Origin of the sequence: Streptomonospora nanhaiensis (genome assembly GCF_013410565.1) — a bacterium.
GTDB classification, from domain to species: domain Bacteria; phylum Actinomycetota; class Actinomycetes; order Streptosporangiales; family Streptosporangiaceae; genus Streptomonospora; species Streptomonospora nanhaiensis.
On the sequence record NZ_JACCFO010000001.1, the window covers coordinates 4,289,334 to 4,303,259 of the forward strand.

At 75.3% G+C, this 13,926-nt stretch carries 12 protein-coding genes; 6 read left to right on the top strand and 6 right to left on the bottom strand.

Annotation, left to right across the window (positions count from 1 at the left end):
- The first annotated feature begins 534 nt into the window (after nucleotides 1-534).
- A complete protein-coding gene (locus tag HNR12_RS18975; protein ID WP_179768871.1) occupies nucleotides 535-1,275 on the top strand; it encodes an EGFR-like transmembrane domain-containing protein in 741 nt (246 codons plus the stop codon).
- Between the two features lie 81 nt (nucleotides 1,276-1,356).
- On the opposite strand, the gene HNR12_RS18980 is transcribed toward HNR12_RS18975, so the two are convergent.
- Together HNR12_RS18980 and HNR12_RS18985 are read right to left on the bottom strand one after the other, a co-directional pair.
- Complete coding sequence (locus tag HNR12_RS18980) at nucleotides 1,357-2,967, bottom strand: CocE/NonD family hydrolase (RefSeq protein WP_179768872.1); 1,611 nt, start codon at nucleotides 2,965-2,967, stop codon at nucleotides 1,357-1,359.
- 292 nt (nucleotides 2,968-3,259) lie between these two features.
- Complete coding sequence (locus tag HNR12_RS18985; protein ID WP_308118411.1) at nucleotides 3,260-3,883, bottom strand: TetR/AcrR family transcriptional regulator; 624 nt, start codon at nucleotides 3,881-3,883, stop codon at nucleotides 3,260-3,262.
- Nucleotides 3,884-4,030: 147 nt separating this feature from the next.
- Here HNR12_RS18985 and HNR12_RS18990 point away from each other — a divergent pair, with 147 nt between their 5' ends.
- The gene (locus HNR12_RS18990) at nucleotides 4,031-5,227 is read left to right on the top strand and encodes a DUF418 domain-containing protein (RefSeq protein WP_179768873.1); all 1,197 of its coding nucleotides are present in this window, start codon (nucleotides 4,031-4,033) and stop codon (nucleotides 5,225-5,227) included.
- A gap of 103 nt (nucleotides 5,228-5,330) precedes the next feature.
- Here the strand turns inward: HNR12_RS18990 and HNR12_RS18995 are convergent, their stop codons facing one another.
- Nucleotides 5,331-6,497, bottom strand: a complete 1,167-nt coding sequence (locus HNR12_RS18995) for a GAF domain-containing protein (RefSeq protein WP_179768874.1) — start codon at nucleotides 6,495-6,497, stop codon at nucleotides 5,331-5,333.
- A 212-nt stretch (nucleotides 6,498-6,709) separates the two neighbouring features.
- Here HNR12_RS18995 and HNR12_RS19000 point away from each other — a divergent pair, with 212 nt between their 5' ends.
- Nucleotides 6,710-7,471: an ANTAR domain-containing response regulator gene (locus HNR12_RS19000; RefSeq protein WP_179768875.1), complete on the top strand. Its 762-nt coding sequence runs from the start codon at nucleotides 6,710-6,712 to the stop codon at nucleotides 7,469-7,471.
- Between the two features lie 371 nt (nucleotides 7,472-7,842).
- Nucleotides 7,843-8,193, top strand: coding sequence for an STAS domain-containing protein (locus HNR12_RS19005; RefSeq protein WP_179768876.1), 351 nt, complete (start codon nucleotides 7,843-7,845; stop codon nucleotides 8,191-8,193).
- An 86-nt stretch (nucleotides 8,194-8,279) separates the two neighbouring features.
- Here HNR12_RS19005 and HNR12_RS19010 read toward each other — a convergent pair whose 3' ends face one another.
- Both HNR12_RS19010 and HNR12_RS19015 read right to left on the bottom strand, forming a co-directional pair.
- Nucleotides 8,280-9,242 carry an anti-sigma factor RsbA family regulatory protein gene (locus tag HNR12_RS19010; protein WP_179768877.1) on the bottom strand — a complete coding sequence of 321 codons (963 nt, stop codon included), beginning with the start codon at nucleotides 9,240-9,242 and terminating at the stop codon, nucleotides 8,280-8,282.
- A gap of 134 nt (nucleotides 9,243-9,376) precedes the next feature.
- Nucleotides 9,377-10,621 carry a glycosyltransferase gene (locus HNR12_RS19015; protein WP_179768878.1) on the bottom strand — a complete coding sequence of 415 codons (1,245 nt, stop codon included), beginning with the start codon at nucleotides 10,619-10,621 and terminating at the stop codon, nucleotides 9,377-9,379.
- 580 nt (nucleotides 10,622-11,201) lie between these two features.
- On the opposite strand from HNR12_RS19015, the gene HNR12_RS19020 reads away from it, so the two are divergent.
- Nucleotides 11,202-12,029, top strand: a complete 828-nt coding sequence (locus HNR12_RS19020) for a hypothetical protein (RefSeq protein WP_179768879.1) — start codon at nucleotides 11,202-11,204, stop codon at nucleotides 12,027-12,029.
- A 264-nt stretch (nucleotides 12,030-12,293) separates the two neighbouring features.
- Complete coding sequence (locus HNR12_RS19025; RefSeq protein WP_179768880.1) at nucleotides 12,294-13,055, top strand: PP2C family protein-serine/threonine phosphatase; 762 nt, start codon at nucleotides 12,294-12,296, stop codon at nucleotides 13,053-13,055.
- Nucleotides 13,056-13,176: 121 nt separating this feature from the next.
- On the opposite strand, the gene HNR12_RS19030 is transcribed toward HNR12_RS19025, so the two are convergent.
- A complete protein-coding gene (locus HNR12_RS19030) occupies nucleotides 13,177-13,839 on the bottom strand; it encodes a copper resistance CopC family protein (protein WP_179768881.1) in 663 nt (220 codons plus the stop codon).
- Nucleotides 13,840-13,926 lie beyond the last annotated feature (87 nt).

A 13,926-nucleotide genomic window follows, 5' to 3' on the forward strand; every position in this document is an offset into this window, starting at 1 on the left:
CGGCCCCGGCCCGGTCCCCGCATCGGGGGCCGGGCCGGCGCGTGTCCGGCCCCCGGCGCCCGGCCGGACGCCCCGCCGGCCTTCGGCGGCCGACGCCGCCCGCCGCGGCCGCACCCCGCTGACCTGCGGCGGGGCCGGTGGGGCGGGGGTGCGGCCGGCTCCGCGGGCGAACCCCGCGAATCCGGGGGAACCGGACCCCGCGGGGCGGCGTCCTATCTGCCAGAGATGGGGCCCGAAGGGGCGCTACTCAGCGGCGATGCTGTACCCAGGCGGTCTCGTGTGTGTAACAAAGGGTGAATCCTCCCAGTTGGGGGCATTCGGTTCATCTAGCATGTTGCTGCACATCGATGAGCCGCATGGCCCGCTGCGAAGCGCGCGGTAGCTTCCCGGACGCCCTCGCATCGATAAATCCCCTATCCGCGACAGCGGCCCCCGAGACTCCGGCCCCCGACTCCGGAATCCGCCGCCGTCCCGCGCAAACCGCACATGCCCTCATCCACCGGACTCCTTGGAGCGACAACCGTGTCCCGTACGATGTCCCGCACGGCTTTCGGCCTCGCCGCGATCAGCTTGGGCCTGGGATACTCCCTCAGCACTACGGCCGTGTGGGCGGACACGGTCGACGGCACCTCGGCCACCTACAGCTACACCTGCACCGACCAGGACGACTCCACGCTCACCGAGACCATGGACATCAACGTCTGGGTCGGGGCGCAGCCCGAGGCGGAGGTCGGCCAGGAGGTCCAGTTCCAGGTCGAGCCGGACAACTACAACTACTACATGTACACGTCCGGCGGTGAGGTCACCGAGGGCACCCTGACCGCCGAGGTCCAGCTCGGCGGCGAGGCCGCCCCGTCCTCCACCGCCAGCGCCGAGATCGACGCCGCCGGCCCCTTCGGTGAGAACAACGAGGAGACGTTCGACGAGACCGCGCTCACGGGCACGTTCACGCCGACCGCCCCCGGCGAGATCACCGTCGCCCCGGGCAACATCACGATCTACGTGAACCAGAGCATGGGCCCCTCCACCACTGTGTGCGTGCCCGACGTCACCACCGACGCCCTGGCCACCGTGACCGTGACCGGCGAGGCCGCGCCCACCGAGGCGCCGACCGACAGCGCCACCGACCCCGGCGCCGAGGCCCCGCCCTCCACCGGCGTCGCCGAGGAGGGCGGCCAGACCATGATCGTGATCGCGGCCGTCGTCGGCGGTGTGATCCTCATCGGCGCCATCGCCATGATCGGTCTGCTGGTCTACTTCATGCGCCGCTCCTAGCGGCCCTCCGGTCCGGGCGCGGCACCCGCCGCGCTGGGACCGGACACGACGCGGGGCGGCCCGCGTGCGCCGCGGCGCCGCTCAAGCGGTGGGGACCGTCAGCGTGGCGGGGTCGCCCTCGGGCGAGCCGAGCACCACCTGGTCGCCCGAGGCGGTCTCGTTGACGTAGCGCGCGTCCCGGGTGTCGACCACCAGGGCCAGCCGGTGCCCGGCGGGGACGTCCCACACCACCGGCTCCAGTTCCACGTCCACGGTCACCGGCTCGCCGGGCCGCGCCTCGCGCAGGGTGTAGGGCTCGTGGGTGATCAGCGCCCCGGTGCCCCGGGAGTTCACCGCGTAGAGGTAGACGTAGAGCGACTGCTCCTCGGCGGTGGGCGTGACCGTCAGGTGGGCGCGCGGCGAGCCGCTGACCCGCACGCCGTCGGCGTGGGGATCGCCCGTCCACACTCCGGCGTTCCTGCGGTTGACCAGCGGCAGCGACACCCCGGTGGGGATGTCGGCGAACTGCTGGAGGGCGCCCGAGAGGAACAGCGTGCCGCTCTCGGCGGTGGTGCCGGCTCCGGCGTTGACCGTGTACTCCCAGCCGTCCTCGGGCGCGGTCTCCAGCCCGCCGGTGGACTGCCAGTTGGTCCAGGTGCGCTCCGGCCGGCCCAGGTGCAGGGTGGTCTCCTCGGCGGTGACCGACTCCCAGTCGGGGTAGGCCGCCCAGTCGCCGCGTCCGTTGTTGGGCTTGACGCGGACGGGCGCCTCGGTGTCCACGCCGTTGTCGACGCCGCGCAGGTGGTGGTCGAACCACCGGGTCAGCGACTCCCAGGTCTCGTTGGGCAGGCCGAACGCGCCGAACGCCTCGGGCGTGGCGTGGTCGCCGGGGGAGAGCATGAGGCGCTTGGGGCCGGTCAGGTCGGTGTAGAAGTCGGTGAGCTGGCCGGGCGGGAAGATGCCGTCGTTCCAGGCGTGGCCGATCATGACGGCCGTGCCGTTGGCGTTGATGGCCTCGATCTTGGTGGCGGCCGACCGCTCCGGGGCCAGTTCCAGCGCCGGCTGCACGTTGCCCCGGCGGTACTCCTCCTCCATCTCCCGCAGCGCCGCGCCGGGGCGCCCGGTGAGCCGGGCCGAGCCCAGCAGCAGCTCCACGGCCTGGTAGCTGATGGTCTCGTTGGAGTAGATCGACTCGGCGAGGTCGGACCAGCCGCTCATGGCGCCGACCGCGCGCACGCGGTCGTCGGCCGCGGCGGTGAGGAGGCTGATCCCGGCGCCGTAGGAGATCCCGGCCATGCCGATCCGCTCGGGGTCGGCGTCGGTGTTGGCCAGGGCCCAGTCGATCACGGCGCGGGCGTCGGCGACGTCCTCGGGACCGGCGACCTCCACCTCGCCGCCGGAGTCCCAGAAGCCGCGGGAGGTGTAGCTGACCACCTGGTAGCCGGACTCGTAGGCCAGCCGGTAGGCGGCGCCCACGTACAGCAGGTTGCTGGTGGACCAGGCGGCGGGCATGACCAGCAGCGGGTGCGGGCCCTCGCCGGGCGGGGTGATCACCATGGCGGCCAGGTTCACCCCGCCGGAGCCGGGGAGGGGTCGGTAGTCCACGTCGACCCCGGCGGGGGCCTGGGTGTCGGCGTGCGCGGGCAGTGCGGGGGAGGACACGAGGAGTAGTGCGGCGAGCGCGCTCGCCGCCAGGGCACGGGTGGAGGGCATCGGCTACCTCGGACGCGACGTCCGGCCCCGAGGGCGGGCCGGAGGGGTGAACGGGGGATCGGGGGCGGGGGAGGGCAGGCGGTCGCGGGGGCGGTCGCGCCTCCGCCGTGGTCCGCGCGCCTACCAATCGGTAAGTTACTGAGACGTTAAGTTAGCCCGCGGGCCGCGCCGTGTAAAGAGGGCGGCGGCCTCGTCGGAGCCGCCGCGGGCGGCGTCCGGTCGGCCGGCGGCGCGGCGGCGCCCTTTCGCGCCAGCGGTTCCCTGCCGCCGCCCGGTCCGGTACCGGCCGGGGTCAGTCGCCGCCGGGCGGCAGGCCCAGCGCGGGCAGGATCGCCTGGTCCACGACGGCGTCGATGTAGGCGTCGTCGGGCGGCACGGAGTGGTCGTGGTCGAGGCCGTACTTGATGATCAGCGCCTCGCCGATGTCGAGGACCACCGGTGTGAGCCGCGCGGGGTCGACCACCCCGTGCTCGGCGTAGTGGAGCAGGACGGTCTGGGTGAAGCGGCCGCCGCGCTCGCCGAAGACGCGGGCGTACACGGCCTCGACCAGTTCGGGGTGGCGGTCGCGCGCGGTCACGACTTCGGCCACCGCGCGGGCTCCCAGAGTGGACATCCAGTCGCGCATCATCCGCAGCGCCCGCACCAGGTCGCCGCGCAGGTCGTCGGTCGACGGCGAGGGCTCCTCCTGGGGGAAGACGCGGAGGAAGGCGTCGACGAGGACCTCGTGCGGCGACGGCCAGCGCCGGTAGAGGGAGGTCTTGGCCGTGGCCGCCCGCCGGGCGATGCCCTCCATCGTCATCCGGTCGACGCCGACCGCGAGCAGTTCCTCGATCGCCGCGTCGTGGATGGCGTGCACCAGCTCCTCACCGCGCCGCCGGGTCGCACCGGGGCGCCGCGCCTCGCCGTCGTCACTCACCTGTCCGCCACTCTCCTGGATACGTGAACGTATCTTATGATGCCGCCTTGAGATACGCGAGCGTTTCTTATGATGCTATGTTAGATACGTCAGTGTTTCTTATTACCGGTCCGCCGTCCCGCGGACACCCCGGAAAGGTACCCCCGCATGCCTCCCACCTCCGTCGCGGCCCCCCGAGGAGCCGTGACCGCCGCCGAGAGGTCCCTCGCCCCCGACCTGGCCCGCGGCGTCATGCTGCTGGTCATCGCCGTCGTGCACGCCCACATTCTGCACGGCCTCGCCCACGGCGGCGCCGCCCCGTCGAGCGCGGTCGACACCGTCACCTCGGTGGCGGTCCTCGCCTTGGGCGAGGGCCGCGGCTACCCGATGTTCGCCGCCCTCTTCGGCTACGGACTGGCCAGCGTCCACGCGCGCCGGGCCGCCCAGGGCGACTCGTGGCCGACCGCCCGCTCGCTGATCCGCCGCCGGGGGCGCTGGCTGTTCGTGTTCGGCATCCTGCACACCCTCCTGCTGTTCTTCGGCGACATCCTCGCCGTCTACGGCCTCATCGCGATGATGTTCGCCGGGATGCTCGTCCGCGGCGACCGCCGCCTCCTCGCCTGGGGCGCCGTGTGGGCCGTCGCCGGAACGGGCGTCTACACACTGGTCAACAACCTGCTGGTGGCCGACGTCGAGGGCGAAACCCAGGTCCTGGCGCACCCCCTGACCGACATCGCCACCCGGGCGATGACCTGGCCGGCCATGGCCCCGCTGCTGCTCGTCACGTCGGTGTTCCCCTTCCTCGTCGGCGTATGGGCGGCGCGCCGCGGCGTGCTGACCGCGCCGGAGCGCAACCGCGCGCTGCTGGTGCGCACGGCCGCCATCGGCATCCCGGTCGGCGTCGTCGGCGGCCTGCCCTACGCGCTCATCTCGGCGGGCGTGTGGGCCGGCGGGCCCGGTGCGGCGGCGGCCACCGGGTGGGCGTTCATGCTCACCGGCTACGCGGGCGGGTTCGGCTACGCCGCCCTCATCGCCCTGGTAGCGGCCCGGGTGGGCGAGCGGCGCGGGCCGGTGGTCACGGCGCTGGCCGCGTGCGGGGAGCGGTCGATGACCTCCTACCTGCTGCAGTCCGTCGCCTGGATCGTGCTCTTCGCCCCCTACATGCTCGACCTCGCGGTGCGCGTCAACGGGACGGCGGCGGTCGCGATGGGCGCCGGCGTCTGGGCGGCGACGGTGGTCCTCGCCGACGTGCTGCGCCGGGCCGGGATCCGCGGCCCCGCGGAGTCGGCGCTGCGCCGCCTCACCTACGGCCCGCGGCACACCGCCCGCGGCGCGGCGGCCGGTCGCCCGGCGGCGCGCCGGTAGGCCGGGTCCACACAGCCGCGGGCGGCACCCGACCCCGGTGAGGGGCGTGGAGGACGGACGCTCCTCACCGGAGGGACACGGCCGCGCCCTGCCGCCGCGCGCCCTACTCGGCGACGCGCGGCGGCAGGGCCAGGCCGATGTGCTCGCCGATCTCCTCGATGAGCCCCAGGTCGGCGAGCCGGAACGACCCCCGGTTGCTGCGCCGGATCAGGGTCAGCGCGCCCCGCACGCCCCGGCTGCCGCGCAGCGGCACGCACATCATGGAGCCCGCCCCCAGCGCGCTGAGCACCGGCGCGCCGGTGCGCGCCCGGCCCAGCACGGTCTCGTCCTCGATGAGCTGGTTGAGCACGGACTTGCCGCTGGCCAGCACCGTGCCGGGGATCTCGGAGTCGCGCGGGTCCAGTGCCGCGAGCAGGTCGTGCTGGGCGTCCTCGCCGGGCGGCCCCGACACCACGGCGCGGCGCGGCCGGTCGGCGCTGTCGGGCAGGTCGCAGACGTCGACCACCACCCAGTCGGCGTAGGAGTCGGCCAGCAGCGCGGCCGCCTCCTCCAGCGCCAGCGGGCCCTTGCCGCCGCCCGGCCCGGCGCTGGCCAGCAGCAGCCGGGTCATCCGGGTCAGCACGTCCAGCCGCCGCGCCGCCAGCACCACCACCTGGTCCTCGACCTCGGCCTCCAGGGGCGCGGGGCCGTTGTCGTCGGCGCCGTCCAGCGGCGGCGACATCACCACCAGCACCATCGGCGCGGCCTCGGTGGAGACCTCCAGGCGGGTCAGCGTCACGTGCACGTCCTCGGCCCATCCGCGCTGGGCCAGCCGGGAGTCGAACGACGCCGACTCCCCGTTGCGCAGCACCGCCGCCAGCCACGAGCGCATCGCCGCGCGGCGGCGCAGGTCGACGAAGTTGGAGAACGGCTTGCCCGACAGGTAGCCGGGCGTGCTGCCCAGCCGCTCGGCGCCGATGGTGTTGATGCGCCGGATGTAGCCCTCGTGGTCCAGCAGCACCACCGGCACGGTCAGCTCGCTGAAGACCGCCCGCAGCAGGGCGCGCTCGTCGTCGCCGCCGCCCCGGCGCGGCGCGGCGGTCTCGGCGGCCTCGGCCAGCCGGCGGCCGCAGTCCTTGAGCAGCTCCTCGGCGAACCCGAGTTCGGCCAGCACGGCCTCGGCCGTGCTGGCGGCGTCGCCGGGGTACATGGCCTGCGTGCTGCGCAGCGCCGCGACGCGGTCGCTCAGTTCGCTGATCTCGCGCTGCAGGTCGGCGAGGTTCTCCGGCACGCTCACTCCTGACTGACGGTGGCGGGGCGCGCGGGCGGTGTACGGGCCGCCGGCCCCGGGACGACGCTAACGCATGGACCGCTCCCCCGGGATCAGGGCTACCGTGGAGACGTGCGGTGGCCGCGCGGGGTTCCGCCGCGCGCCGTGCCGCCTGTGCGCCGCGAAAGGCCGCGCACCCGACCGCGCCGACAGCCGAAAGGGGGAGTCCGCCCATGTGGGTCGACCGCCTCGCGCGCGAGATCGGCGCCCTGGGGCAGGCCGAGACCGCCACCCCGGAGCGGGCGCTGGACCAGATGAGCGCCGCCGCCGCCCGCGCCGTGCCCGGCTGCTCGGCCGCGCTGGTGGTGATCTGGCGCGACGTCGGCGCCGGCGGAGGCGCCGCCGAGGACACCGCGCGCGCGGCCGGGCGGCACGTGGTGGTCGACTACGGCGCCTCGCACCCCGACCTCGCCACCGCCTTCGAGCACCAGTACACCACCGACGAGGGGCCCGCCGTCGAGGCCGTGCGCGAGATGCGGCCGGTGGCCGTGGGAGACGTCCTGCGCGAGGACCGCTGGCCCGCCTACACCAGCATGGCCGTGCAGTGCGGCGACCGCGCCTCGGTGACCTTCCCCTCCGAACTGGAGGGCGAGGTCGTGACCTTCGGGGTGCACGCCGTGCGCCCCGACGCCTTCGACGAGGCGGTCGTCACACCGGTGGTGGCGCTGCTGGCCGAGCACGCCGCGGCGGCCCTGCACAGCGCCGGCCGCTACACCGACGTCGCCCGCGAGGCCGCGCACATGCGCCGCGCCATCACCGTGCGCGCGGTGATCGACCAGGCCAAGGGCATCATCATGCACGCGCGGGGGTGCGACGCCGCCGAGGCGTTCGAGGAGCTGCGCCGGGTGGCCCAGCGCAACCGCCTCAAGGTCGCCGACGTCGCCCGCAGCCTGGTGGCCGAGCACGCCCAGCACGCCGAGACGGGCGGCCGCTAGAGGCGCGGGCGGCGGCCGCGTGCGCGCCGCGCGGGCCCGCGTGCCGAGCCCCTGGCCGGGACCTTCGTCCCGGGCCGGGCGCGCGGGCGTGACCGGGACCGCATCGGCCGCGCACGGGGCGTATCAGTGTGGTCAAGGCCGGAACCGCATCCTGTATCGCCTACTGTTGTGCCGCTAGTGTTGACCGCAGCGGATCGCCCCCGTGTGAGCGCACCGGCGCGTGCGTTCGGGGGCTGACCCGGTCCTGCCCCGCCTCGCGTGGAGCGGCCGGCGGTCCGGCGCGCAGCGCTTCCGAACCAGGGAGCTGGGCGGCGAGTGAGCGGATCCTCCGCGGCGCGCAGCGCCCCCCGGCGAGATCGAGGAGCATGACTGTGGCATCGGATATCCCGGTGCGGGCCGAGGGCGACGTGGTCGTCGTCTCGCCCGCGGGCGAACTGGACGCGGTGACGTCCCCGGGGCTGGCCGACGTGCTGAACGACATCCTGGGCGACCCCGACTCCTGCCGGGGCGTCGTGATCGACCTCTCCCAGGTGACCTTCTGCGACTCCCGCTGCATCGGCGTGCTGGTGTCGTCCTACCGGCAGGCCCGCGACAACGGCATGGGCCTGGCCCTGTCGGCGCCGCAGCGGGCGGTGCTGCGGCTGTTCATGATCGCCGGGATCGACCAGGTCATCCCGATCGAGGAGGACACCGGCCACGCGGTGGAGTCGGTCCTGGCCTAGGGCGCGGTGTATGGAGAATCCCTGCCCGGGGCGCCGCGCAGTCGGGCGAGTGTCCGTAGAACCCGTGCCAGCCGCCCCCGCCCGGCTCAGCCGCGCAGGTGCAGCCGGATCAGCGTGCCCTGCGCGGTCGCGCGGATCTCCATGAAGTCGCACAGCTGGCGGGTGATCCACAGGCCGTAGCCGCGCGGGCTGTAGGGGTCGGCCGGGTGGTAGCCGCTGAGCGGGTCGCGCAGCTCCCCGCCGTGGTCCAGCACGTCGCACACCACCCAGCCGGGCCGGCGCCACAGCGCGACCACGCCCGATCCGCCGCCGTGCTCGACCACGTTGGCGGCCAGTTCGTTCACGGCCAGCACGAGGTCGTCGCGGCGCTCCCCGGGTACGTCGGCACGGGCCGCCAGGTCGGCGAACCGGCCGCGCAGCGCGCCCAGGTCGGCGGTGATGTCCATGCGCAGTTGGGCCCCGGTGGGGGCGGGCAGCGGGCGGGCGAGGTCGGCGGCGCTGAAGACGGCGGGGTCGGTGTAGTCGGGGCTGGCCAGCTCCCGGTCGGGGGTGAGCAGGACCGGGTGGGTGCGGCGCACGGTGCGGACCACGACCTCGGGCAGGCCCCGGACGTCGTGCAGGCACAGCATGCCCAGCCGGGTCTCGGCCAGGGCGCCGGCCAGCGCGGAGTCCAGGCGGTGCCACTCGCGCAGCGGCATGGGCTCGCTCAGCGGCAGCGGGGGCTCGCCCACCACCAGCACCCGGCGCGGGTGCTCGGCGCGCGCCCGCCGGTGCAGGGCCGCGAGCGTGCGGCCCGGGGCGTCGTAGAACCCGGCGTGGTCGGCCACGTGCACGCGCGCCGCGTCGGCGGCGCCCAGGCCGGCCAGCAGGACGTCGCGCGTGGGGTCGGCCACGGCCAGCACGGCGTGCTCGCCCCGCCGCAGAGCGGAGCGCAGGCGGGGCACGGCGGTGCGGCGAAGGTGCTCGGCGGAGTCGAACAGGACCGCGTGGTGCTCGAACTCCCGGAGGTCGTCGCGGTCCAGCCGCGCCGACTCCACGTGCGACGTCATAACCTCACCCCGGGCCACCCTCCCAGCCTGGACGCGCGGCGGCGTACCGGCTGCTCCGTCTGGTCGGACCGCTCCGGTCCCGTCGGCGGGCCGGGGCGCCTCCCGCTGTCCGGCCCCGCCCGCCGGAACGGGCTCTAGTGTGCATCATCACCGGCGGCGCGGGGGAGTTCGGCCTCGCGCTCGGGGCACACGCGCCGGTAGACCTGCTCGGTCTCCACGGCCACGCGCTCCCAGGCGAAGCGGGAGGACGCGCGGTCGACACCGGCGATCCCGTAGGCCGTGGACATCGTGGGCTCGCCCACCATGGCGCGCACGGCGCGGGCGACGGCGTCGGGCCGGGAGACCCGCAGCAGGGTGCCGGTGGTGCCGTGCAGCACCGCGCTGCTGGCGCTGCCGGTGCCGCGGGCGATCACGGGCAGACCGCAGGCCATCGCCTCGACGACCGCGCCGCCGTAGGGCTCGTAGGCGGCCCCGGAGACGAAGACGTCGGCCGAGCGCAGCAGGCGCGGCAGCTCCTTGCGGGCCAGCGGCCCGGTCAGGGCGACGCGGTCCTCGACCCCCGCCTCCTTGGCGTACAGCTCCAGCCGGCGGGCGTCCTCGTTGAGCGGGACCTCCACCTGCGCCGGGCCGGCCACGATCGTCAGCTCAGCCTCGGGCAGCCGGCGCAGCGCGTCGATCAGCACCTCGGCGCCGCCGTGGGAGAGGTCGGCCACGGTGACCACGCGGGTGCTCCCCTTCTTCCGGGGGCTCCAGGTCTCGGCGGCGGTGGCGCCCTCGGGGCCGAACTGGTCGGGGTCGACGCCGAAGGGCACCACGCTGACGCGGGGCCGCGGCACGCCCATGCGGGCGAGTTCGAAGCGCTGGTCGTCGGAGTTGACCACCACCGCGTCGGCGCGCCCGGCGATGGCGGCCTCGATGCGGGCGCGGTCGGGGCGCGCGGTCAGGCCCGCGCGGCGCTCGGCGACGTTGAGGGAGTGGAAGGTCTGCACGACCGGCAGCGGCTCGGGGGTGTCGACCCCGCCGGCCGCGGTGATCGCCGCCAGGCCGCTGGTCCAGCCGACGGCGTGCAGGACGTCGGGGGTGTCCTCGGCGATCCGCTCGGACAGCAGCGCCGCGAAGGCGCCGGTGTGCTCGGCGGCGTTGTCCTCGGACAGGGGCCGCGCCTCTCCGGCCGCGAGGTGTTCGACGTGCACGCCGCGCCCCATGCGGGCGCGCTCGGGCTGCTCGGGGTCCTGGCGGCGGACGTAGACGGTGACCCGGTGGCCGAGCTTGGCCAGGTGGCGGGACAGCGCGGCGATGTGGACGCTGTCGGCGCCGGTGGGCTCGCCCTTATGGGCGGGAAGCGGGTTGGCGTGCTCTACGACCATGGCGATCTTCACGTGTGGCTCCTCATGGCGAGACGACGACCCGGAACGAAGGCGGGTGCTGGGCCGCTGGTGTGCGGTGCCGCGCAGGGCGCGGCGGAGCCGACGTGCGCGGCGCACAGGCGCGGCACCGGCCGCCGCGGGGCGCGGCGGAGGGCGCGGCGCGTGACACCGGGCACGCGGCGGGAGGGGGTGGAGGAAGGGAGTCGGGACTCCGAGGGGAGTGGCTGCTCCGGAAAAAGAAAAAGTCGGGCCAGACGCATGGGAATCACACCTTGAGCGTTCGCGGGAGGAAACGACAAAGCGCTCGCAAGTCCGCGGACACCACGAGGTGGCCCGGCGCGAGCGCGCGAACGTCGGTGTGTCTGCGTCTTAGACACCCAACGCGGCCGATTGTGCCAGACGTCGGCGGCTTGGTGCAACCCCTGGCTTACGTGCGCCGACGCCGCCGGGGGCCGCCGCGCCGCGTTTGGCCCCCGGCGGCAGGGGCAGGGTGGGCGCGTAGGCGAACGGCGGTTGACCACCGCCCCACTCCGCCCGCCTTGACACCGCACAGGTCCGGGCCCCCGCGGCCGGACCGGAGACGGAGGCCCCCATGATCGCGCGGCCACCGCGGCGGCGCCCCCCGGTTCCCCACCGGCGGGCCGGACCGCGCGCGGACTCCCGAGACCCCGCCGACCCCCTGCCCGGCTACACCGGAACGGGGCGGCTGGCCGACCGCCGCGCCCTGGTGGTCGGCGGTGTCACCGAGGGAGGCCCGGGCGCGGCCGTGGCCGCGGCCCTGGCCAAGGAGGGCGCCGCCGCGGTCGCCGTGGCCGACCGCGCGCCCGGCGGGCACCGCGAGGCCGGGGCCGTGCCGGCGGCCGGGGCGGGCGACGGCCCTCTCGCCGACCTGGCGCGCGTGCTGGCGTCCCTGGGCGCCTGGGCCCTGCCGATCCACTGCGACCCCCGCGCCGAGCGCGACGTGCGCGCCGCCGCGGCGCACACCCTGCTGGAGTTCGGCGCCGTGGACGTGGTGGTGGTGTGCGAAAGCCCCCCCGCGCCGCCCGCCGGCCCCGCGCCCGCCCCGCGCGCGGCCGTGTGGGACAGCCTGCTGAGCGGCGGCCTGCGCCTGGTGCGCGGCGTCCGAGGGCTGCTGGGAGAGGGGGCCTCGGCCGTGGTGCTGGCCGAGCCGGGGCCCGCCCGCCCCGCCGGGGCCGAGGCCGGAGCGGGCACCGCGATCACGGTGAACGGGGGCGTCCGCGCGGCGGCGGCGCCGCTGGCCGCGGCCCTGCGCCGCCGGGGCGTGCGCCTCACCGGACTGCTGGCCGGCCGCCGCGACAGCGACGCGGAGGTGGCGGCGGCTGTGGTGCGGCTCGCCGCCGGGGCGGCGCGCACCGGTGACGTGCTGGATGTGGCGCAGGTGCTCGGCGCCCCGGCCTAGCCCAAAACGACGGAAACGGCGGCCGGAAGGGCCCGGGCGGGCCGGATGCTCGCCTCAGGAGCCGAGGAAACCGTACTTTGGAGGCGGGAACCGGAACAGGAACTGCGTATGGGGGCGATTTCCGCCATGATGTACGCGGATTTTGACCACGATCAGCGGTCCCCCGATACGGTTGCTTGATCAACGCGCCTTGGCCGCGGTCCGGCTTGGCGCCGCTTGGGACTGTTCGGCAGGTACTGCCGTTGAAACAGGAGGTTAGGGCGCATGGGTGTCGCCGGCGGGGAAGTCACTGTCACAGCCCTCACGCACCGGGGCGCTGTTCGCTCGGCCAACGAGGACGCCGTGGTCATGGGTGCGCTCACCATCGCCAGCGCCAACATGACGATGCCGGTGCGGTGTGTGCTCCCACTCACCGAACCGGTGGTCATCGCCGTGGCCGACGGCCTGGGCGGCCACGCCGCGGGCGAGATCGCCTCCGAGCACGCCGTGCACCGCATGGCCGAGATGAGCCCGCGCCTGCTCAGCCCCGACGACGTCGACGTGCTGCTGAAGAACATCGACGAGGAGATCAAGGACCACGCCAACCAGCACACCGAGTTCTCCGGCATGGGCACCACGGTGGCCGGGCTGCTGCTCAACAGCGACGGCAACTTCTGGTTCAACGTGGGCGACTCCCGCACCTACCGGCTGGAGGGCACCCGGCTGCGCCAGCTCTCCCAGGACGACTCCCCGCCGCTGCCCCCCTCCGACGACGGCAAGCCGGTGACCACCAACTTCATCACCCAGTCGCTGGGCGGCAGCGGCAGCACCGCGATGGTGCCGCACGTGGGCCGCGACCACGAGCCCGACCCCGGCACGTGGCTGATGTGCAGCGACGGCCTGAGCGACCTGGTGGCGCTGGAGGACATGGAGCGCATCATCGCCGAGGCCGGCAGCGACGAGGCCGCGGTGCACGCGCTGTGGCAGGCCGCCATGGACGCCTCGGGCCGCGACAACATCAGCATCCTGCTGGCCCGCCGGATCTAGCCGGCCCCGCGCGCAGCGGCCCCCGGAGCCTTCGGGCTCCGGGGGCCGCCGTGTGCGCGGGGATGAGGGGGTGCGAAGTGCCGGGCGAGCCGTGCGCCGGGTGCCGCCGGGACGGCCGGGCTCAGCGCCCGCCCTGGTCCGGAGGGCCGGGGCGGCGGCGCAGCCGCACCAGCAGGATGACGATCAGCGCCACGATCGCGATGCCGCCGACCACGGCGCCCACGGGGCCGTACGCCGCCAGGGGGTCGGCGGGCTCGGGCGAGGCGGAGGGCTCCTCGGCGGGGGAGTCGGCGGACTCCCCGTCCGGCGCGGCCGCGGGGTCCTCCTCCGAGGGGCTGGGCTCGGGCACGGCCTCCTCGGTCAGGGTGAACGTGAGGTCGTCCTCAAGGATGTGGCCGTCGGCCGACACGATCCGGTAGGCCACGGTGTACTCGCCGGCGGCGTCGAGTTCGCGCAGCGGCACCGACGCCTCGGCGCCCTCGATCGCCACCTCGCCGTCCTCGTAGGTGTCCCCGCCCTCGGGCCCGGTCACCACGATCGCGTTGGCGCCCTCGCCGACGTCGGCGTTGAAGGTGAGCACGACCTCCTCGGGCGCGGTGTCCAGTTCGGCCTCGTTCTTGGGCGAGGAGTCGATGAGGGTGTTGTGGGCCAGGGCGGCGGGCGCGGCGCCGACGCCGAGCGCGAGGGCGGCGCCCAGGGCGGAGGCGAGCACGGCCAGGCGGCGGGCGGCGCGGCGCGGGGGCGCGGCCGCAGGGGCGGAGGCGGGCGGGGCTGCTGGGGTCATCGGGTCGGCACCTTCCGGGCGGGGGTGTGCGGCCCGGCCGGCGCGGGCGGGCGCACACCGGTTGTTCCCCGTGCGGCGCGCGGCCGT

Excerpts from the sequence above, each read along its gene's own strand:
- HNR12_RS18975 (WP_179768871.1), top strand. The coding sequence starts at position 535 with ATGTCCCGCACGGCTTTCGGCCTCGCCGCGATCAGCTTGGGCCTGGGA.
- HNR12_RS18980 (WP_179768872.1), bottom strand. The coding sequence starts at position 2,967 with ATGCCCTCCACCCGTGCCCTGGCGGCGAGCGCGCTCGCCGCACTACTC.
- HNR12_RS18990 (WP_179768873.1), top strand. The coding sequence starts at position 4,031 with ATGCCTCCCACCTCCGTCGCGGCCCCCCGAGGAGCCGTGACCGCCGCC.
- HNR12_RS19000 (WP_179768875.1), top strand. The coding sequence starts at position 6,710 with ATGTGGGTCGACCGCCTCGCGCGCGAGATCGGCGCCCTGGGGCAGGCC.
- HNR12_RS19010 (WP_179768877.1), bottom strand. The coding sequence starts at position 9,242 with ATGACGTCGCACGTGGAGTCGGCGCGGCTGGACCGCGACGACCTCCGG.
- HNR12_RS19020 (WP_179768879.1), top strand. The coding sequence starts at position 11,202 with ATGATCGCGCGGCCACCGCGGCGGCGCCCCCCGGTTCCCCACCGGCGG.
- HNR12_RS19025 (WP_179768880.1), top strand. The coding sequence starts at position 12,294 with ATGGGTGTCGCCGGCGGGGAAGTCACTGTCACAGCCCTCACGCACCGG.
- HNR12_RS19030 (WP_179768881.1), bottom strand. The coding sequence starts at position 13,839 with ATGACCCCAGCAGCCCCGCCCGCCTCCGCCCCTGCGGCCGCGCCCCCG.